Raw genomic sequence first — 19,620 nt, 5'->3', positions numbered from 1 at the left:
ATGGTATCTCTAACAAAAACACATTCATGAAATTTTGCTCAAAATGTGATACAAAGCTTACACAAAACTTTGAAGATGTAGGTGGTCCTGGAATTTGTCCAAAATGTAATCCTGAAATGATAATTCCAAAACGCCCTACATATGGAATGAATTATTCAGGAAAAACAAAACCCTGTTCCAAAGGATGCGGAGCTGAAATTTACTGGGATGAGGAATTCAAATCCGATAGTGGAAAATTTATCCCAATTGATTCTAGGACTGATGAACCACACAACTGTGGTGGCCCTGCAGAATCTGAATACATTCCTGATGAAATAAAACAAATAAAGAAAAAAGAAACTACGCCAAAAATTGTAATTCCTATCTCCAATGAAATTCTTTACGATGTTTCAAAAATCCCACAATCTCTTATTGATGATGATCTGATAATTCGTGAATTAGTTCAAGGTCACAAAGAAGAATCCTTAGGTATAGTTCATTATGAGAATATGGTTTCCCCTGAACCTGAAAAAATACCAATTGCAAAACTTGATGATGTCCTATCTGAGAATATTCTAAAAGGAATTGTAAAGTATGGCTTTACTGGATTATTGCCTTTTCAAGAAGAATCTGTTCGTTTGATTTTAGATGGAAAAAACTCTATAATTTCTGCACCCACTGGTTCTGGAAAGACTGAAGCATTTAGTATTCCAATTTTGGAAAAAATTTCACAAGAAAAAAAACCTGGAGTCTTTGCTCTTTTTGTATATCCATTAAATGCACTAATTGATGACCAAGTTTCAAAAATCTCAAAACTAATTGAAAACTGTGGATTGAAAAGTACAGTTGATATCTATTCTATTCATGGAGGGCAAAGCTCTGAATACAAAGACATGATAATTGCAGATGCTGCAAAAAAATCATTAATAATTGCAACAAACTTTGATTTTATCAATTACCATTTGATTCTACAAGACAAAAAATGGAATGAACTATTCAAGAATGCAAAGATAATAGTTATGGATGAAGCCCACTCCTACACTAGTTTTCATGGCTCCAATGTGTATCATGTCTTGCAAAGAATGAAGAGATACATGGGAGATGTACAGTTTGTTGGTTCTTCAGCTACTTTGGATAACTCTAGAGAATTTTTCTCAAACATGTTTGATTTGCCTCCTGAATCATTCTCATTTATCAAAAGTGTAACTCGTCGAAAAAGAAACATGCACATGTTATTTGTAATACCTCGTAAATTTGGACAGAGAACAACAATGGAGATGCTGGCATCAATTTGCTACAAGAATCATTCCACACAACTAATCTTTAGCAACTCACACAATGATGCAGAATTTCTTGCATCAAATGTAGAGTCTGCAAATGATGGGATTAGAATCCAAATTCATCGTGGCGGTTTGGATCAAAATAACAGAAAACTCTACGAATCACAAATGAAGGCAGGAGAATTAGATGCACTATCATGTACTCCTACTTTGGAGCTTGGAATCGATATTGGTCATGTTGATGTGGTAATTTCGGCCTTCAAAAATGAATATGATTCCTTTGTACAGAGAATAGGACGTGCAGGTAGGATGGGACAGAAATCTTATGCCATTTGTGTACTTGACCCTGATGATGCAGCGTGTCATTACTTTGCTAGACACATAGATGAATATCTCTCACAAGACCATGTAATTCCAATCAATAAGAAAAACTCTATAATTTCAGACAAACATGAAGAATCAATTGAAGTTGAGGCAGAAGCTTCCGTGTCTTCAGACAAATCACAGTTCTTTGATTTTGCAAATAGTGTAAATCTTCGTGGTTCATCAGGTGAGATTGCAATTTATTTGAATTCTAGAAAAATTGGAACTCGTGGAGTTCCTGTTGGATATTACCAATTACATCAAAACGCAATTTATCATTTCAATAAACAAAACTATGAGGTAATCTCTCTGAGAAAATCTCAGAACGGCGCACGTGCATATCTGAAAAAATCATATGAGAATCAGAAAAGAACAATTCCTATTGTTAGAACCTCTATCTTGCAGACATCTGAGAGAAATGCTGCACACAGAGATGTTGTTGTGAAAAAGAACAAACTATCTTTACGTTATGGGATAATAGAACTTAGTCGGACTATTACTGGTTATCTTAAAGGAAACTATAACGATGCAGCTGAGAACTTTCAGACTTTTAATGGAAGCACAATTCCATCTTGGAGGAATTTTAACTGGAAGTCAAAGCATTCCTCTGTAAGTATCATTGTTCCATCTGAATTTATTACAAAGTCATCTGAAACAAAGAGCCAGATTGCAAATGATTCTAGAATTCATACCATTTGTCATGTATTGATTAATGCTGCAAAAATCATCACAAAATCTGAGTCAAATGACATTGACGTGTACTATGAAAATGGAATAATCTATCTTTATGATAATTCTTCAGATGGCTTTAATGGGTGCAGTAAGATTATTTATGAAGATTTTGAGAAAATATTAAAAACCTGTTTTTCACTATTACATGATTGTGATTGTCCAGTGGATTCAAAGCAGAAAAAGGCAATTACAGATGGTCAAAAATGGGGTGGATGTCCTAAATGCACGTTTACTAACAATTATTGCCAGACAAAAAATAAGGAACTATCAAAAAAGGATGCAATAGATTTTTTTGCAGTATTTGTTTAGTTGTTAATCATGGGCTTCAAAGATTTGTTTGTAGGTGGCAATGAGGGAAATATTCCAATCAAGGTAAAATGCAGTGGTTGTGAAAGAATTACTGTAGTCAAAATTCCATCTGACAAGGATTTTGTAAAATGGAACAAAAAGTCAAGCTGTGGTCAATGTGGTGCAACTAATTGTTGGCAAAAACTGTGATTGTTGGCACTAGTAGAAATTATTCATTTTTTTAATAAGCAAGTTTTGTATAACTAATTCATGAATGTGACAGATGAATACGGAATGAATTCATTACTAGCAAAATGTCCAAACTGTCAAAGTGAGTCTCTTTTCTGCGGAAAGATTCCAACAAAAGTAAAAAAAATGCAAGACAAAGAGGTTTTGTTTTGCAAAAGATGCAAGTTCATAACTCCAGTTGAAGAATTCAAAAAAGTTCTGGCTAGTAAGTAATTTACTAGCCATATCTTGCATTTACCCTAATTCTATTGCTATTTTTCAAAATCCTTAAGTTTTAAAATTATTCTAAGAGATTATGGTGTGTTTACGATGTGATGGAAAGGGAAAAATTAGAAACGAGTTTGGCATGTGGGAAAAATGTCCTTCATGTCAAAAACAAGAGATGTCTTTTGAGAGAGCAAATCCTGAACCTGATGTAAATGAAGAAGGATTATGACTGAAAAGAAAAAGAAAAAAGACAACCGACTCAAAAAAGGAGAAAAAAAAGCCAGGGAAAAACAGAGAATTCAAAAATACAAAAATGATCAACAAAAAAAGAAAAAGACAAGAAAACCAAAAAAGTATAAGGATTAACAAATTTTGTAATTTTATTGGATAATCTAGATAATGCAAAACATGATCATCAGAAAAACAAATCTGATATTGTGAATTTGGTAAAGCAGATGTTTGCCCAAGACAAGTGGGGTGATGAGGAATACCGTACTGCACTAGAGGCATTGGTCAAAAAAGATAGGGAACTAGTTGCAGAAGTTACTAGAATTATCAAACGAAGACACTCAGAGCACACAGGGCATGATGAAAATGAAAAACCCGTCCCTTTTGACCAAGAATCTACACATGATTAGAAACAATATCCTTAAGTCCAAGATCCATACGGAAAAAACTCGTAGTTAATTGAAGGCGAAGATTTTTACCAAAAGAACAGTGTTGCTACTATTTACAGGAATTGGTCTTGTATTATTCTGGCGAGGAATCTGGGAGGTTTCAGCAGAATATTTTTCTGAATATGTTAGTCTGTTGGTGGGTCTGATAATTTTAATCGGTGTTGCAATCTACCAAAAAAGACAAATTTTTCAGTTTTTTGGTGGCGGAAAATAATGATGCAATAGATGAATTAGTTTGAGAATCATCAATACTCTTAAGTTTGGAACATTTTGGATATGATTAATGATAAACCCTGAACTCTTGCGACTCATTGAGACAAATGATACATTGGATGTTCTAAAGGATTCAGTGTCATATCAACTGCAGAAACTAAACAACGTTGAAAAAACAAATGAAGGGCGTGACTGGTATGCTGAGTTGCCTACAATTGTTAGGGAAAAATTTGACAATTACAAAGTAGACTATGAGAGGCTATCAAGAATCTTGGAATCTGATCAGATGAAAGATGAGATGAACAAGGGATATTATTATTGGCGTCTACTTCGCTCTGCATGCAACACATACAGAAATGACTTGAAAGAATATGATTTACAACTAAGCCAAGAATTCAATCTCCAGGAGACAAAGGCAATTTCTGAAAATGAATCTCTTGACGAATGCATTGGTGTATTGGAACACCATGTAGTTGAAACAGACCCTTCATAATCTCAAAACTGAAAAGCAAATTCAATACGCTTAAGTTGATATCCTGTGGAGTGTACTTATTGAAGACATTATTCAAAGGAGTAATCATAGTTGCAGGAATAATTCTAGGTGTTCTGTTAGTTTTGAACACAATTAACCCTTAGATTTTAAACTCATCAATACTCTTTAATTGAAAAATTCTTAAGATTTAATGAATGACTAATGCAAAGTTTTCTTGGTATGGCAACTTTTATGGAATTGCATGGCGGAGCAATGCTGGAAATCCAATTGCAGTTCCATTGTTTGTAAAAAAAGAAGAGTCTCAAAAGATTGCAGAAATAGTAAAGACATGGAAGCCAAAAGACATCCATCTTACATTCATTGAAAAAGAAGATGGAACTTATGCCATCTGCATTTACCAAGAATCTGATTCCGGTGAAAATATTGGACTTTATCGCTCTGGCATGAGTCAAACAGGAACCTATGGGAAAATCAAACAGATGATAGAAAAAAAATCCTCTATGTGGAATCCACTTCGTGCATACATCCAGATTGTATATGCCGAAAATCCTGCAGATTCTAAAACATACCAAAACATGACAGACTATATCATAATTGGAAGATTGGAAATAATTTCAGAATCTGCATTGCAATCCAAAAAGTTTGCAACAGAAAAAGATGCTCATATCACACTTGGTGGGTATTCTGTTGAGGATACCAATAATGAGAATTAGCTAATGCCTTTATCTTGTAAATTTTTGATGATATTTTATGGTTGAAATATGCGAGAGATGTTCAAAATCTGTTGATAATACTGAAAGATACAACAAGCATGGTGTAGACAAACTACTTTGCTCAGAGTGTATTTTGGAGCTTGATGAGTATTATTCTATAACATGTGCCAAATGCGGAAAGCCTGCACATCTGAGAGGAAATTTAGTAGAATATGAGAATGAAAAGATTTGTCCTGTATGTATGGATGAAATAAGAATAAAAGAAAATTAAAAAATTCTAGTTTGTTGGGTTCATCAATGCAGCTCTTTCTTTGAGTTTTTGATCAACTAATGCACTGATAAAATCACCCGGTTCTGCATTACAATTTCCAATGTTTACTGCATAACCATCTAATGTTTCACCAATACATCCCTGACTAGTAACAGCAACTACTTTGACAGTTTCTAGGGTTTCAACTGGTGCAACATAGAACATAAGATATGCTAGCAATGCGAGTCCGATACCTGCAAGAATTCCTGCTACAATAAAATGATTTTTGTAATTTGATGATTTTCTTACTTTTCTATTTGGTATTGCTGACATGTAAATATTAACGCGCTTTTCTAATTTGATTGGTTTTGTGGTTTCTATGAATTTGGGAATTGTTATATCAATTTAAATTTCTGATTCACGTAATTATATACACAATTTTTTTTACACTTTAATCATCAATACAATCAATCTCTGCACATTCAGCGCACAACTTCATTGTAATTCCTTTGAATTTTTTTGATTCTTTAACAAGAAAAATTGGCTTGTGTCCGCAAAAGAATTCTTGACTCAATGGAGTAATTATCTACTTATCCTATTTCAAGGATCTGACTAGCAATAAATGCAAAGATATTCACAGTAATATGTTGGATCTAGAATTTTTTATGGATGTATCGCCGTCTTGGTGGATAAAGGCAAGAAGAGATGAGAAATTTCTAAAAAATTATGTCTTTGAAAAGTTTGAGCGAGACTATTATCCAAGGATTATTTCTAAAGGACGAGATAAGATTGACCTTGATGAATCAGGGTATCTAATCAAACAGTCAATACTAAATTCACTGCAAAAAGGCGATTTTAGGTATGAATTTTTGCCTGAAGATGAGGATCTCAAAGAGAGTTATTCCATTAAAAATGGAAATGTGATTTTTGAGCCCCGAAAAAACAAGATTAACTGCAGAATTTTGATTTTGGTCACTATGAAATGAAATTCATTTTTTGCCAATAATTCTACTTGTTTGCAATCTTTTTTGCTCTTTTGAAAACTGCAAACCAGTCCTTCCAAAGTAATCTCCCTGTCTGTGTGTTTTGTTTTGATGGGTGATAAGATGTGATTATTGTTGTTTTATCATATTGGAATGCTTTGTTGTGTCCAAATTTTCCTGGTTTTACATCTAATAGTTTACAGGTTGCGTCATATGCTATTTTTCCTAAACAGAGAATTGTTGTAACGTTGTCTAGTATTTGGAATTCTTGCTCTAGGAATCCAAAACAGTTTTGCATTTCTTCTTTTGTTGGTTTGTTTTGGGGCGGAGCGCATCTAACTGCAGCTGTAATGTAAGCATTGTTTAATGTCAGTCCATCATTATTGGTTTGACTGGTAGGGATATTTGCAAATCCAGTTTTATACATCACTTTAGCAAGCCAATCTCCTGAAGAGTCTCCTGTAAACATTCTACCTGTTCTATTTCCACCATGTGCAGCTGGTGCTAGTCCAACAATGAGTAATTTTGCCTTGATATCTCCAAACCCTGATAATGGTTTGCCATAATATGGCTCATCTTTGAATCGCCTAACCTTGTTTTTGGCAACATCTCTGATGTATGTTGAGAGTCTTGGACATTTTTGACAAGACTTAATCTTTTTGTTTAGTGATAGAATTGAATTTTGTTTCATTCTTTTTGTATGTTAGACTAAAATTTCAATCTATAATTATGCAAAACTAGCAGTTTTTAAAAAATTTGTACAGTTAATGAGTGAACAATCATTTTTTGAAACTACTTCATAATGAATAGCATTGTGGCTAATTTTTAGAAAAACTTGAATAGTTTTGAATTCCTTGAAAATCACTTGACTACTAACCCCTCTTCTGATGTAATGGACATAATTAATAAAATCAAAAAAGCCAATATCGGGGAACCTGATAGAATTGAAGAACTTGAAAAAATGGTCAGTCTTAACGAACCCCTAAAAATTGAAGACGAAGAGTACCTGATTCGATTATTGTATCAACTTAAATCTGAAACATCTGAATCTAAAGAAGAATTTCCCAAAATAGAAATTGATGAATTTAACAAAATTCTAACTGCTTACAAATTCAAACTTGCTGGATCAAAAACATGTTACCGATGTTCTGAACGATTAGGTTTCAAAAAATCAACACCTGAAAAAAATTGGGGCATTCATGGTTTATTGTGTCAGGATTGTTATGATCACATAAAATTTCATGTGGTAAATTATTCTGTCATTTTAAAAAAATCTGATGACTCAATAACTTCACATAATCGACATGGAGTTTTGTCTATTCAAAACTTTGATAATACAAAACGTGTTGTTTTTGGAGACGACTCTCAACCTAGTTTAATATCTATTCCAGTTGAAACAATTTTGAGATATGCTATTATTGATTTTGAGGAAGAATCTAAAATGAAGAAAATTCTTACTATGGGTTTCAAAAAAACTGTAGTTACTCCTCATTTTCTAATTACTTACAAACCTCCTTCATTATATCAAAGAGATTTAATTATCTCTTCAAAAGAACTTGCAAAGATCTCTGCTGCCGTAGGAAACCTTGTTTTAGAATACACTTCAGAACAGTTAAAATCAAAAGACAAAGATTTTGAAAGTTACAAAACTACATAGTATCATTATAATTGACATCTCTTCATTTCTGTTATTTTGTAATGTTTATCCTATCTGGTGCCTGAATTTTGTATTTAATTCCATTTCTTAGGTGGATTTGTATACTATTCAATCAATATTGCAGGCTTGAATGGCCTTGCATGTTTTGCTTTTCCTTTAGGATCATAAATATCTGAATCTGATTCTGAATACACTTCAATATTCACACCAAATTCTTTTTGTCCCATACTGCTTAATTCTGATTTTAAGAATTCTTTTTCATCAAATGATTCAGCTTCAAGCTTCATTTTTTTGATATCCTCAGACTCTGAGTGTAAATCCTTGATTGTTTTTTGAACAAAATCTGGCATCTTTTTAGCATCCGTAGTATTTGGATCTGCAATGAGTTCCTTCATTACAACTCCCATGTTGTTTTGCCCCCCTACCATGATACTGAGCATCTTGCGATAAATTTTGGATTTTGTTTCATCTGAATTTACATAGATTACAATCTTTTTTGGAGTAATTTTTGTAACTTTGAGAATATTTGCAATATCGTCCATGGTACTTTTGAGTAACTCTTCAGCTTGAATTGATGCAGCATCAACTTTGTCAGCAGAATATTCAGGCCAAACTGATTTTGAAACCATTTCAGAGTTTCCAAGTCTTTCCCACATTTCTTCAGCAACATGTGGTGCAAATGGAGACAACATTGCAACTCTATCTGAATTGATTTGGTGTAAAATTCCTGAAATATTATCGCGACTTTTAGCTGTAATTCTTTTTTGATACCAACTCAAGTCTGTCTCAAATGTAAAGAGAATATCATGTAGTGCTTCACGTAATCTCATTTTTTCGACAGCTTCTGTAATTTCTGCAATCTTGCTCTGAGTTTTGGATAAAATCCACCTGTCTTCGGCCTCCAAATCCCCAATTTCGCCTTTTTTGAGGCTAGAACATGCCTCCAAGAGAGACTCTAACTTGTTTTGAATTCCTGAGACTGATTCCATGTTAAAATCAGCATCTTGGAGTAACTCAGCTGATGAAATGATTGCCAATCTGATTGGGTCTGCACCATGATCTTTGATTGCCGCTCGCAATGGAATTATGTTTCCCATACTTTTAGACATTTTAGCACCATCCATCATTACTGAACCGTTAACAACAATCTCTTGTGGCCATAAACTCTTCTCAAAGATTGCAACGTGATTCAAAACAAAAAATGACAAATGATTTTGTACCAAATCTCGACCTGAATGTCTTGAATCAACAGGATAAAAATATGTAAATTCTTTTTTCATCGTATTAATAATATCCTCAGAAATTTTTGATGTAGAAGCAGCTAGTGAAACATCTCCCTTATCTAACAAAACATAATCAAAGAATTCTTTGGTGAGATTCTCTGGTTGTACAGTTCCATCATTTACAAATCTAGATAATGTATAGTATGCCATGTAAATTACAGAGTCAGACAAGCTTTCAACAATCCAGTCATTATCCCATGGTAGTTTAGTTCCAAGTCCCTGTTGTCTTGCACACGCTCGCTCATGTAACCAATCAATTACTTCCACAAACTCTGTCTTGATGTTGTTTGGTAGAATGTTCATTTCATCTAAACAGTTTCTAGCTAATTCTTTCCATTCTTCATCACCATAATTCAAAAACCACTGATTGTTCAATACTTTGACAACACATTCAGCTCCACAACGACATCTTACTGGAGCATTCTCTAAAACTGGGAATTTTTCTAAATGGTTATTTTCTTGCAACCAATCTCGAATCTTGTCTCGACCAAACTGTACCTTTTCACCATCAAATTGTAAACATTTGTTATTTAATTTTCCATCAGTAAACTCCTTGAGATACAACTCTTTGGTTGCTTCTTCTAACTTGTCATCAGATTGATCAGAAACACCCATCTTTTCACAAATCTCTTTGGCTGGGATGGAGCCGTACCCTTCGGTTACAATAATTGGAATGGGCTCTAATTTTGAGGCTAATTCGTGGCCTTTTGCCTTCAAATCCATCAATGCTTGATAGTCTTTAGGTGCGTGTGCAGGCACAGACATTACCAATCCTGTTCCCATACCAGGTTCTACAAACTCAGCAGGCAATACTGGGATCTCTCGTCCGTCATGATTAGTAGCAGTTTTGCCAATGATTTCTGATCCTGGAATTTCACCTGTAATCTCAACTTTTTTCTCAAAGAATGAAATCTTTTTTGCACATTCTTCAGATACAATCCATTCTTCACCATCAACTGACACTTTTTTGTATGTGGTATTTGGATTGACCCAAAGATTCGTTATACCAAAGATAGTTTCAGGACGTAATGTTGTAATTGGAAATACAGAATCACCTAGTTTGAATTTAATCAAGAAATTCTTGTCATCAATCTTTGGTTCCACATCACCCATTGTATCGTGTTGTGATACTGGATTTTGATCAACAGGACACCAACCAACAGGATGACTACCTTGAATGATTCTGCCCTTTTCTTTGAGTGTGGTAATCTGCCACTCAATAAATTTCTGATAACCTGGAACTATAGTCGTAAATTCACGACGCCAATCGATAGAGTAACCCATCTCAATCATTCCTGATTTTATCTCTTCATGGAAATAGTCTGCAATCTTTATTGGTTCAACAAATGATTTTATTGCATCTTCTGGAACGTGGTAAATATTTCGCAATCCATCTAGAATCTCTTTTTCTCCAGCTTTAATTCTTCTTGCCATACCCAGTACTGGAGTTCCAGTGTAATGGAATCCCATTGGGAATAGAACATTGTACCCTTTCATTCTGTAATATCTTGCATGAACATCAGCTAGTGTGTATGTTCTGCCATGTCCAATGTGTTGAGGTGAGTTTGGATATGGATAAGCTACTGTAATGAATTTTTTTGGTTTATCGTTTGGATTTGTTTCAAAGTCTTTGTTATCTTGCCACATTGTCCTCCATTTGTTTTCAATCTCAGTCCAGTTTATTGTCATCATATCACCCAAGAATCATAGATTTTGCTTTGGCTATTGCCTCGTCTTTTTTAGATGTGTCTTTTCCTCCACCTTGAGCAAATTTAGCATCTCCGCCACCCGAACCCCCTAAAATTGAGGCTATTTCCTTGGCAATCTCGCCTGCATTTACTCCTGATTGTTCTCCTGCATAAACCATAACACGAATTGTTGGCCCTGATTCAAAAATTCCACAAAATGCTGCGGCACTATCTTTCCCAACTAGTTTCTTGCCAAAATTCTGATGGAAATAATCATCATAATCTGAACTTGACGTAAAACACACTTTACCTTTTGTATTGATTCCATCTGGTTCTACATTTTCTCCTGATAGAATCTTTTCTAACAATGCAGGAATCTTTTCTCTAGCTTTGGCTTTATTTTCTTCACGTTGTTTTTCTAGTTGCTCTTTTTGCCTTGCTTCTTCAATTTTGCGTTTTGATTCTTCTTCTTGTTGTTTTTCATATTCAAATGCATTGGGACCTGAAACAAACTCTAATCTAACAACACCATCCTGAATACGCTTAGTCTTTGTAATTTTGATTAGTTCAATGTCTCCTGTTTTCTTTACATGTGTTCCACCACAAGCTTCTACGTCTTGATCTTCAATGGATACAATTCTAACTGCTTTTACTGGTACAACACCACCTTGATAAATTCTAAATCCGTATGTCTGCTCTGCAGTTCCTCTGTCATAGTAATCTATGTTTACGTTAAGATTTTGCTGAACCATCTTGTTTGCAGCTTCTTCAATTTTCTTTACTTCGTCATCTGACAATGAGGAGTGATGTGTAATGTCCAATCTAGCATGATCATCTTCTTTGAAAGCTGAATGTTGCCAAATCCAAGAACCTAAGACTTTGCGTGATGATGCATTAAGTATGTGAGTACTGGTATGATTCTTTGTAATATTGGACCGTCTTGTTTCATCAACTTTACATGAAACAATTTCCCCTTCTGTTGGAATTCCTCCTTCTAACTTGTGGACGATAATGTTTGCATGTTTATCTACATCAATTACATTGAATCCTGCAATACTTCCATGGTCTGGCTCTTGACCTCCTCCCCGTGCGTAAAATGATGTTCTATCGAGTACAACCATATCATCAATTACCTTGAGAACCTTTGCGTCAAAAGACATTGGGTCATTTTGATAAAATAATGTCTCAGTCTCTGGTAGTCCTTCTAGTGGAAGTTCTGCAATTGCCTTTTTCTTGTCTGATTGGTGTAAATCAGATAACTTGGAATAAAATGATGAAGGAATTTCAGAAATGGCATCAACTTCTTTGAGATATTCAGGTGTAATTCCGTCTGATTCGTAGTATGTGATTAGTTCATCAACTGACGGTGTTCCTTTCTCTTTGATCTTGTCTGCTTTTTTCTTCATGTGAACTTTGGATTCTTCGTATCTTGCAGATTCTAGTTTGAGTATTGACTTTACATCGTCTCTTTTCTCGTCAAGTTCAGGATACGTATCTTTAAGATAATCAACATGCAAATCAATCAAGTCATCGATGTTTAGTTTCAAATTCAATTTGGATATAGTTGCATTAATTCTTCGCAACATCATTCTCAAGTTATATCCTCCACCAACATTTGATGGCAAAGCACCATCAGTAATTGCAAATATCAAAGTACGTAGGTGATCTGCAATTAGATACATTCCCTCTAGTGGTGTGATCATCTTTTGCATCTGCTCATCTGTAATTCCTGCATTCTTTACTGCAAGACGTCTCACTTGGTTGAGATCATCAAAATGATCAATTTCTTTTGCAATTTCTGTAAAATATTTGCGTAAGATTTCTGAATCTGAATCAATTCCAATCGTGTTAAATAATTTCTCATTAATTGGACCAAAACAGCAATCATAAGCTGTAGGTGTCCCCATAGTAATCCATGCAAATCTCTCAAGACCTGCACCCATGTCAATTACTCTTTGGTCAAGAGTTGTATGCTGTCCTAATTCACCTTGGAATTCAGTAAATACTGCGTTTCCAAGCTCTAATCCTCGTACAAAATATTCTAGTGATGGACCAAATGAGCCCCCACCTGCCCAAACATCTTCAACAAATACCACTTCGTCTTTTTTAATTCCAAACTGATCAGTTAACAATCTATAATCCAAATCAACACATTCATCTTTCCAGTATCCATTGTTATCTGGAACACTGTGCTGTCCTATCATACAAAATGATGAAAAATGTCTGCCCGTTACACCAACATTTTCTAAATCTTTGAATCTCAAACAAGTTTGTGGAACTACAAGTGGGTTTGCAGGAAACTCAAATACCACTTTACTTCCCATTATTCTTTGAAAGTCAACAATTGATGCAATTGTAAAGTACAGGTCATCACGCCAACGGCAAACTACAGGATATCGACTAACTGAAGTGTGGTTATTTTTTACGAAAAACTCTTCGACTTGCTTCCATGATTGGGTGTAATCAAATCGCTTTGATGTTGGTGGTTCTCCAATGAAAGAATAGGTATCTAATCCATCATCAGGACATAAATCTCTGTCTGCATTTAGAGTCCAAAAGAATCTGCCACATTTGGTACATGATTTTCTGACAAATCCTTGCTCTTGGAATAGTTTGACTTTGTAGTATTTGTCAGGATCAGATGAAAATTCTTTTAGAATCTCTTTTTTGTCCAATGTTCACACCTGCCACCTGCCAATATTAAGAATTAGCGATTGAGCGTTATTGTTTTTCTTTGGATATTTTTGGCAAAATAATCATAAATCTAGTTGGGTTGTTTGCTACGTCTATTGTTCCTCCGTGCTGCTCGATAATATTTTTACAGCTAGATAGACCCAGTCCTGTTCCTTCTTGTTTTGTTGTAAATAATGGCTCAAAAATTTTTGGCAATACTTTTTTTGGTATTTCTTCACCGCTGTTACTGATTGTTATTTTTGTAAACTTTGAATCTAATTTTGAATCTACATCAATCTGTATGATGCCTGATTTTTTCCCAATGGCTTGGACTGCATTCATTATTATATTGATAAATACAATTCTGATCATATGTTGATCCCCTTCAATTTTTTGATCTGATAGGTTAGTCTCAACTGATATTTCTTTTGGAATTTCTATACTCTTTATTGCAGAGTGTATTATTTCTGATAACTTGATTGTCTCTATTTTTAGTGGCTTTTGTTGTATGAAATCAAGTACGTTGCTTACTTGATGATTTATTCTTTCTATTGATTCATCAATTGGTACAAATAATTTTCCGTACTTTTCTTTGATCTCCGTATTGTTCTTAATGATGCCCATTGATGCTTTGATAACTGTCAATGGATTGCGAACATCGTGAGCAAAGCGAGATGATAACTGGCCTATTGCACTGATTTTTTCTGTTTTTTGTAATTTTTTTAATTGCTCTATGATTATCCTTTCTTTTTCTTTTGAGATGTTGCTGTACAAAATTACGAAAAATATTGCACCAAAAATTAATCCTAATAATATTGGAATAATCGTATCATAGATGTAAAATAACTGCTTTGTCTCTATTGCTGATTGTAGTAAGATACGTTCTGAGAACTTTGTGGTCTCAGCTTGGCCAATCTCGACTGAAACATGTTGTCCATCGTTTATTACATACATATCCCATGTTATCAAAAATTGAATTGTTTTTCCTGTGGTTGGCTCGATACTTGTTTTGCATGTTTGATCCCCGTAAACTGTTGTTGGTGCAAATTCTTGCCATGCCTTAGAGAAATCATCACCTATACTTTCACATGAAAACATGTAGACTTCTAAATCTCCAATCTGTTTTGTTCCTTCAAAAACGAATATTGTTGGAACCTCCATATTTGGATCAATTAACTGATAGTCTTGTTTTTTAACGTCTGTTGGAAATGTAAAATACCACTCATCATTGTCCGCGTGCTTTCTGGTGGTGGAATCTACAAACCAAGTGTGGTGGTTTTCATAAATTTTTTCTCCTGTGACTATATCTGTAGTAAGATATGATGAATCTATTTCCAAAATATTTCCATTTGAACTTACAATCTTGTACTCTACAAAATCACTTGAAATAATTGGTTCTGATAGTTCCTCTCCTATGCTCTCTGCATATCTGTCTTCTCCGATATATTCACGAATGTTCTCAAATGCTGAATTGTCGTTTTTTAGTATGGGGGTAATTACTAGCATCCAACTTATTATCATACCAATTGCAAAAATTGAAAATAAGATCAAACTGGCATATCTTTTTGAATTTGTTTGTGTCTTTATACTTAGAAAATTATTTGACATCTGTATTTTTTCGCTTATGATTCTCATATTAAATGGTATTATGAATTAGTAATGTGATTCTGAATGGAATTATCTTATCCTTGTCCAAGTATTGTAAATGACAAAACAAAATTGAAAATTTACTTGAAAAAAATAATCTATATTTTAAAATGGAATTGATTCTAAACCTTTTTCATGAAAGCCATATCCTTTGATGGGAAGCAAATGAAATACGATGATAATTATCCAGACCCAAAACCTGGGGAAGTACTAGTTAGAGTCAGCCTTGCTGGAATTTGTGGAACTGACCTTGAGATTTTAGATGGATACATGGCATACAATGGAGTTTTGGGACATGAATTTGTTGGGGTTGTGGAAAAATCAGAGAATCCTGATTTGATTGGAAAAAGAGTTGTAGGTGAAATTAATGCTGGATGCAACAATTGTGATTCCTGTAAAAAAGGAATGCAGAGACACTGTCCAAATAGAACTGTTCTTGGAATTTTAAAACGAGATGGGACATTTGCAGAATTCTTGTCATTGCCTGAGACAAATCTGCATGTCATTCCTGATTCAATCACAGATGAACAAGCGGTATTTGTAGAACCATTGGCAGCTGCATTTGAAATCAAAGAGCAAATCTCTCTGAAAAATGATTGGAGAGTTGCAATTGTAGGTGATGGTAGACTTGCTCAAATGATATGCCAAGTTCTAAAGTATTATTGTCGTGACATCACTTGCTTTGGAAGACATCAAAGTAAACTTGCGCATTTAGAAAAATTTGAGATTCCAACTAAAATTGGAATAGATGCTGTAGATGAACAATCCTTTGATTTAGTAGTTGAGGCCACTGGTAGTAATTCTGGATTTGCAGATACTATGAAACTTGTAAAACCTAGGGGAACTGTAATTTTAAAATCAACAATTGCATCACGAGAGAATCTTGACCTGACTCCAACTGTAGTAAATGAAATTACTCTGATTGGCTCTCGTTGTGGATTATTCAAACCTGCAATTGATGCACTTGCAACTGGAATCGTTTCAGTTGACTCTATGATAGATTCTACATTTCCTTTGGAAAAATTTTCTGAAGCTATAGAACATGCAAAAAAACCTAACACCCTCAAGGTATTTCTAAAACCATAACTGAAATTTGGGGATTCATTAAATACAGAAAAGAGAAATTATCTCATATGGTAGAAGAGTTTTCCTCAGATGATATCAAAAAGAAAATAGATGTTATTTTGAAAGAACCTGAGATTAGATTTTGTGGATTGATTGATCCTGATGGTGAATTAGTTGCAGGTGGATTTGATAGCAGTATTGTCCCAATGTTAAATGACAAACAAAGAAGGCAGATGTATCAGGAACTAGCCCATAGGGTTGCAAACAGACAAGGATTTGATGCAGATCTTGGGCGAGTTAAATATTCTGCATCTCGAAGAGAAAATGCAGTAATGCTTAGCTTTCCGTTTGGTAAATACATCGTTCTAGTAATGGCTAATCCTGGAATAAACATAGACCGTTTTGCATGGGAGATACTAAACAAACTGGGAAGACAATGGTCCGAATATGACAGTCTCTAATTTTGAGAAATTATTCCTCTCTCAACTAGATATTTGTGTGCATTAACTGACTCTTGCTTTGAAATTAAACCCTCAATGTACCATTCTGAAATAATTTGTATCCATGAAGAACTGTTCTCATAGTTGTATAATGGAGATACTCTCAAAATTTTATCATCGTACAAATTTGGATTTCCTCTACCGTCTTGATTGCTTGTCATAAAGTACAATCCATCTGGACCATTTACAACATCTCTGATTCTCCCAAATTCTCCTGAAAATAATTTCCCATGAAATAACACGCCAAAACTTTCATCAAATTCTACCATGTGTATGTGTTGTCCTCTAAGTGCTGCAACAAAATATTTTCCATCAAACATTGGCATTTCTTTTCCATAGTAAAATGTTGAACCTGATGGGGCCCAAGTGTCATCTCCTGAATGTAATATTGGATTTGTTGCACTATCTATAACCTCATCTCCAATTACGTCTGGCCATCCATAGTTTGCACCTGGCACTATCAAATTAATTTCGTCATGTCCAACACCGCGCCATCCAGACGGTCCATGCTCTGTTGCAACCAAATTACCTAATTCATCCCATGCAATTCCTTGTGGATTACGATGTCCTATGGAATAAACTGCTGAACCAAATGGATTGTTATTTGGAATGCTGCCATCTGAATTTATTCTCAAAATTTTTCCTGCAACTGAATTCAGGTCTTGTGATAAATCTGGTTGAACTGCATCACCTGTTGTGACATATAGCATTCCATCTGGTCCAAACTTTATTCTTCCACCATCATGGTATGGTGCACCAGGTATTCCTTCAATCAAAACTTTCTCTTCAGTCAATACATTATCTGATTCAGAATACTGCACCAGTCTATTTTTGATTCCAAGTAATTCATTGTAAGTATAATACACATAGATGTAATGATTCTCATCAAAATTAGGATCTAGTGCAATTCCTAACATTCCTCCCTCTCCACCACCTACTCCTAAATTCAGAATTTCAACTATGGAATCATCATCAATTACACTTAACTTTCCAACCCGTTCAGTAAAAAACAACTTCCCATCTGGAGCAAAATCAATACTCCATGGAACTTTGAGATTATCTGCAATCACATCTACTTTAACTCCGAGTTCTGGATATTCTTGAGCATAAACGGTTCCAACCATTACAAAAATTATCAGAAAAGATGTTGCTATTCTCATACAATATCTAGAATCTTTTTTGTTAAAATGATTTTTTTATTTCATAAATGCCATGGCCTTTATGATGTCTGTCTTTGATATGATTCCAATAATATTTCCATGACCTGATAGAACCCCTGCACCGTTGATGTTTTTCTCTATCATCATCTTTGCAGCATCTGCCATATCGTCATCGTAATCAACTGAGATAATGTTTTTACTCATTATCTCATCAATTTTGGTAGAACCTCCAAATCCTGATTCAGAAACAAATCCTTTTCTTGGGAATACTACAGAAATTACAGGATCAGTATTGTCAAGTATGTCTTCCTTGTTTCCAAGACTTATTGCTAGTTCAAACATATCTCTGAATGTGACAATCCCAACTGGAATCTCATTATGGTCTCGTAAAATGACTCGAGAAATTTTTTCATCAATCATTTTCTTGACTACTTTGTAAAGTGGGGTGTCAGAATATTGCCATGCATAATACGGTGACATGTATTCTCCTACAATTTTTTGCCCTTTGTGTTCTTTGGAGTAATATCTGATCAAATCAGTCTTAGTTATGATTCCAGAGACTTCACCATTTGTTGATACCACTAACGATCCAATTTTGTTTTTTAGCATAGTTTCAGCACATTTGTGAAGTTCTGTTTTTTCATCTATCATAATTGGTTTTACAACAATTTCAGATAATGGAATGTCTTCTAATTTTCTTTCAGACTCGTCAGTTAACAGAAAAATTCCCAAGTCTTTTTCAGTCACAATTCCTGTAACCTTGTCATTTTCAGTTACTAGAATTCTACTTTTCTTCTCGTCTACTATTTTTTTGAGGACTTGATCCAAATTGGATTCAAGCTTTATTGTTCTAGGTGTGTTTTTGTAATCTCCTGCATTTTTCATAAATTACAAAGTTTTCTTACATAATAAAAAAGACCGTCAAATTACCACCCATGAAAATCAAATAGAATAATCACATTACTATACATTAAATACAATATACTATACAGGCATCTTATGTTTGGCAAGAAACCTCAACTAAAAGAAGGGGTTCACGTATTTTCTGTAAAAGAAAATGGCAATTACAAGGACTTTATCTTTGCAACCGTTACTGGAGTTGAGGGAAGAAAGGTTGGAATCAGCGGTGTTATTGTAAATCCAGTTGGTTTGAAAAATAAAGTAGAACAAGGAAAGACTGGTGAGCGCTCATTAGAGATTTTAACCCATCCGACACCTGACAATGTGGTGTTGGCTTTAGTGTATAGAGTTGAACATGAAAACTTTGCAACTGTGTTGGATCTTGACCAAGACAAATGTGATCTTATTCCGCCTAAGGTCTATGCAATGTTAGATGGCTGGATTCGTGAATCCTTGCCAGAATTTATCAATACGGTATTGTCTTTACCTCCTGGCGCAGAACGTGATGAGGCAAAACGTGTCCTCAAAAATAGAATGGATACTCTAATTGACAAGAACCTGAAACGGACACTTTATTCTGTATGTCGAAGTCTCAAAATTCTGAACTAATTCTAGGCACG

The 19,620-nt window shown here is 34.5% G+C and carries 22 protein-coding genes; 14 read left to right on the top strand and 8 right to left on the bottom strand.

Annotated features, from left to right (window positions below; all coding sequences use genetic code 11):
- Window positions 1–26 precede the first annotated feature (26 nt).
- From Nisw_RS03075 to Nisw_RS03045, 9 genes are all read left to right on the top strand, one after another.
- Window positions 27–2,663 (top strand): DEAD/DEAH box helicase, encoded by a 2,637-nt coding sequence (locus Nisw_RS03075; protein WP_255430842.1) that lies wholly within the window; start codon window positions 27–29, stop codon window positions 2,661–2,663.
- Between the two features lie 9 nt (window positions 2,664–2,672).
- Complete coding sequence (locus Nisw_RS03070) at window positions 2,673–2,852, top strand: hypothetical protein (RefSeq protein WP_141976426.1); 180 nt, start codon at window positions 2,673–2,675, stop codon at window positions 2,850–2,852.
- Window positions 2,853–2,912: 60 nt separating this feature from the next.
- Window positions 2,913–3,104 carry a hypothetical protein gene (locus Nisw_RS03065; protein WP_141976424.1) on the top strand — a complete coding sequence of 64 codons (192 nt, stop codon included), beginning with the start codon at window positions 2,913–2,915 and terminating at the stop codon, window positions 3,102–3,104.
- Between the two features lie 82 nt (window positions 3,105–3,186).
- Complete coding sequence (locus tag Nisw_RS09105) at window positions 3,187–3,327, top strand: hypothetical protein (RefSeq protein ID WP_185736660.1); 141 nt, start codon at window positions 3,187–3,189, stop codon at window positions 3,325–3,327.
- Window positions 3,324–3,464, top strand: a complete 141-nt coding sequence (locus Nisw_RS09100) for a hypothetical protein (protein ID WP_185736659.1) — start codon at window positions 3,324–3,326, stop codon at window positions 3,462–3,464. Before Nisw_RS09105 ends, Nisw_RS09100 begins: the two co-directional genes overlap by 4 nt.
- Before the next feature lie 17 nt (window positions 3,465–3,481).
- A complete protein-coding gene (locus Nisw_RS03060) occupies window positions 3,482–3,736 on the top strand; it encodes a hypothetical protein (protein ID WP_141976422.1) in 255 nt (84 codons plus the stop codon).
- A gap of 322 nt (window positions 3,737–4,058) precedes the next feature.
- A complete protein-coding gene (locus Nisw_RS03055; RefSeq protein ID WP_255430841.1) occupies window positions 4,059–4,481 on the top strand; it encodes a hypothetical protein in 423 nt (140 codons plus the stop codon).
- Between the two features lie 194 nt (window positions 4,482–4,675).
- Window positions 4,676–5,194, top strand: a complete 519-nt coding sequence (locus Nisw_RS03050) for a hypothetical protein (protein ID WP_141976420.1) — start codon at window positions 4,676–4,678, stop codon at window positions 5,192–5,194.
- A 37-nt stretch (window positions 5,195–5,231) separates the two neighbouring features.
- On the top strand, window positions 5,232–5,465 hold the full coding sequence (locus Nisw_RS03045) for a hypothetical protein (RefSeq protein ID WP_141976418.1): 234 nt from the start codon (window positions 5,232–5,234) through the stop codon (window positions 5,463–5,465).
- 6 nt (window positions 5,466–5,471) lie between these two features.
- Here the strand turns inward: Nisw_RS03045 and Nisw_RS09095 are convergent, their stop codons facing one another.
- Both Nisw_RS09095 and Nisw_RS09410 read right to left on the bottom strand, forming a co-directional pair.
- Window positions 5,472–5,777 carry a hypothetical protein gene (locus Nisw_RS09095; protein WP_185736658.1) on the bottom strand — a complete coding sequence of 102 codons (306 nt, stop codon included), beginning with the start codon at window positions 5,775–5,777 and terminating at the stop codon, window positions 5,472–5,474.
- Window positions 5,778–5,895: 118 nt separating this feature from the next.
- On the bottom strand, window positions 5,896–6,018 hold the full coding sequence (locus Nisw_RS09410) for a hypothetical protein (RefSeq protein ID WP_255430840.1): 123 nt from the start codon (window positions 6,016–6,018) through the stop codon (window positions 5,896–5,898).
- 73 nt (window positions 6,019–6,091) lie between these two features.
- Between Nisw_RS09410 and Nisw_RS03035 the strand changes: the two genes are divergently transcribed.
- Window positions 6,092–6,430 (top strand): hypothetical protein, encoded by a 339-nt coding sequence (locus Nisw_RS03035; RefSeq protein WP_141976416.1) that lies wholly within the window; start codon window positions 6,092–6,094, stop codon window positions 6,428–6,430.
- A 22-nt stretch (window positions 6,431–6,452) separates the two neighbouring features.
- On the opposite strand, the gene Nisw_RS03030 is transcribed toward Nisw_RS03035, so the two are convergent.
- Window positions 6,453–7,118: a uracil-DNA glycosylase gene (locus Nisw_RS03030; RefSeq protein WP_141976414.1), complete on the bottom strand. Its 666-nt coding sequence runs from the start codon at window positions 7,116–7,118 to the stop codon at window positions 6,453–6,455.
- 174 nt (window positions 7,119–7,292) lie between these two features.
- On the opposite strand from Nisw_RS03030, the gene Nisw_RS03025 reads away from it, so the two are divergent.
- On the top strand, window positions 7,293–8,084 hold the full coding sequence (locus tag Nisw_RS03025) for a hypothetical protein (protein ID WP_141976412.1): 792 nt from the start codon (window positions 7,293–7,295) through the stop codon (window positions 8,082–8,084).
- A 104-nt stretch (window positions 8,085–8,188) separates the two neighbouring features.
- Here Nisw_RS03025 and leuS read toward each other — a convergent pair whose 3' ends face one another.
- The 3 genes from leuS to Nisw_RS03010 are packed head-to-tail and all read right to left on the bottom strand — an operon-like array spanning window position 8,189 to window position 15,336.
- A complete protein-coding gene (leuS, locus tag Nisw_RS03020; RefSeq protein WP_141976410.1) occupies window positions 8,189–11,056 on the bottom strand; it encodes a leucine--tRNA ligase in 2,868 nt (955 codons plus the stop codon).
- Between the two features lie 4 nt (window positions 11,057–11,060).
- Window positions 11,061–13,730 carry an alanine--tRNA ligase gene (alaS, locus tag Nisw_RS03015; RefSeq protein WP_141976409.1) on the bottom strand — a complete coding sequence of 890 codons (2,670 nt, stop codon included), beginning with the start codon at window positions 13,728–13,730 and terminating at the stop codon, window positions 11,061–11,063.
- A 46-nt stretch (window positions 13,731–13,776) separates the two neighbouring features.
- Window positions 13,777–15,336, bottom strand: a complete 1,560-nt coding sequence (locus Nisw_RS03010; RefSeq protein WP_255430839.1) for a porin PorA family protein — start codon at window positions 15,334–15,336, stop codon at window positions 13,777–13,779.
- 174 nt (window positions 15,337–15,510) lie between these two features.
- Between Nisw_RS03010 and Nisw_RS03005 the strand changes: the two genes are divergently transcribed.
- Complete coding sequence (locus Nisw_RS03005) at window positions 15,511–16,461, top strand: alcohol dehydrogenase catalytic domain-containing protein (protein ID WP_141976405.1); 951 nt, start codon at window positions 15,511–15,513, stop codon at window positions 16,459–16,461.
- Between the two features lie 47 nt (window positions 16,462–16,508).
- Window positions 16,509–16,901 carry a DUF6659 family protein gene (locus Nisw_RS03000; RefSeq protein WP_141976403.1) on the top strand — a complete coding sequence of 131 codons (393 nt, stop codon included), beginning with the start codon at window positions 16,509–16,511 and terminating at the stop codon, window positions 16,899–16,901.
- On the opposite strand, the gene Nisw_RS02995 is transcribed toward Nisw_RS03000, so the two are convergent.
- Together Nisw_RS02995 and Nisw_RS02990 are read right to left on the bottom strand one after the other, a co-directional pair.
- The gene (locus tag Nisw_RS02995; RefSeq protein WP_185736657.1) at window positions 16,898–18,100 is read right to left on the bottom strand and encodes a PQQ-dependent sugar dehydrogenase; all 1,203 of its coding nucleotides are present in this window, start codon (window positions 18,098–18,100) and stop codon (window positions 16,898–16,900) included. The genes Nisw_RS03000 and Nisw_RS02995 overlap by 4 nt on opposite strands.
- A 36-nt stretch (window positions 18,101–18,136) precedes the next feature.
- Complete coding sequence (locus Nisw_RS02990) at window positions 18,137–18,985, bottom strand: CBS domain-containing protein (RefSeq protein ID WP_141976401.1); 849 nt, start codon at window positions 18,983–18,985, stop codon at window positions 18,137–18,139.
- 114 nt (window positions 18,986–19,099) lie between these two features.
- Here Nisw_RS02990 and Nisw_RS02985 point away from each other — a divergent pair, with 114 nt between their 5' ends.
- Window positions 19,100–19,609 (top strand): hypothetical protein, encoded by a 510-nt coding sequence (locus tag Nisw_RS02985; RefSeq protein ID WP_141976399.1) that lies wholly within the window; start codon window positions 19,100–19,102, stop codon window positions 19,607–19,609.
- The last annotated feature ends 11 nt before the right edge of the window (window positions 19,610–19,620 follow it).

Origin of the sequence: Candidatus Nitrosopumilus sp. SW, from assembly GCF_006740685.1 — an archaeon.
Lineage (GTDB): Archaea > Thermoproteota > Nitrososphaeria > Nitrososphaerales > Nitrosopumilaceae > Nitrosopumilus.
Note: the sequence above shows the minus strand (reverse complement) of the source record. Positions and strands in the feature narration are given on the sequence as shown.

Coding starts and splice junctions, on each gene's coding strand:
- Nisw_RS03075 (WP_255430842.1), top strand. CDS start 27: ATGAAATTTTGCTCAAAATGTGATACAAAGCTTACACAAAACTTTGAA.
- Nisw_RS03070 (WP_141976426.1), top strand. CDS start 2,673: ATGGGCTTCAAAGATTTGTTTGTAGGTGGCAATGAGGGAAATATTCCA.
- Nisw_RS03065 (WP_141976424.1), top strand. CDS start 2,913: ATGAATGTGACAGATGAATACGGAATGAATTCATTACTAGCAAAATGT.
- Nisw_RS09105 (WP_185736660.1), top strand. CDS start 3,187: ATGGTGTGTTTACGATGTGATGGAAAGGGAAAAATTAGAAACGAGTTT.
- Nisw_RS09100 (WP_185736659.1), top strand. CDS start 3,324: ATGACTGAAAAGAAAAAGAAAAAAGACAACCGACTCAAAAAAGGAGAA.
- Nisw_RS03055 (WP_255430841.1), top strand. CDS start 4,059: ATGATAAACCCTGAACTCTTGCGACTCATTGAGACAAATGATACATTG.
- Nisw_RS03050 (WP_141976420.1), top strand. CDS start 4,676: ATGACTAATGCAAAGTTTTCTTGGTATGGCAACTTTTATGGAATTGCA.
- Nisw_RS03045 (WP_141976418.1), top strand. CDS start 5,232: ATGGTTGAAATATGCGAGAGATGTTCAAAATCTGTTGATAATACTGAA.
- Nisw_RS09095 (WP_185736658.1), bottom strand. CDS start 5,777: ATGTCAGCAATACCAAATAGAAAAGTAAGAAAATCATCAAATTACAAA.
- Nisw_RS03030 (WP_141976414.1), bottom strand. CDS start 7,118: ATGAAACAAAATTCAATTCTATCACTAAACAAAAAGATTAAGTCTTGT.
- leuS (WP_141976410.1), bottom strand. CDS start 11,056: ATGACAATAAACTGGACTGAGATTGAAAACAAATGGAGGACAATGTGG.
- Nisw_RS03010 (WP_255430839.1), bottom strand. CDS start 15,336: ATGTCAAATAATTTTCTAAGTATAAAGACACAAACAAATTCAAAAAGA.
- Nisw_RS03005 (WP_141976405.1), top strand. CDS start 15,511: ATGAAAGCCATATCCTTTGATGGGAAGCAAATGAAATACGATGATAAT.
- Nisw_RS03000 (WP_141976403.1), top strand. CDS start 16,509: ATGGTAGAAGAGTTTTCCTCAGATGATATCAAAAAGAAAATAGATGTT.
- Nisw_RS02995 (WP_185736657.1), bottom strand. CDS start 18,100: ATGAGAATAGCAACATCTTTTCTGATAATTTTTGTAATGGTTGGAACC.
- Nisw_RS02990 (WP_141976401.1), bottom strand. CDS start 18,985: ATGAAAAATGCAGGAGATTACAAAAACACACCTAGAACAATAAAGCTT.
- Nisw_RS02985 (WP_141976399.1), top strand. CDS start 19,100: ATGTTTGGCAAGAAACCTCAACTAAAAGAAGGGGTTCACGTATTTTCT.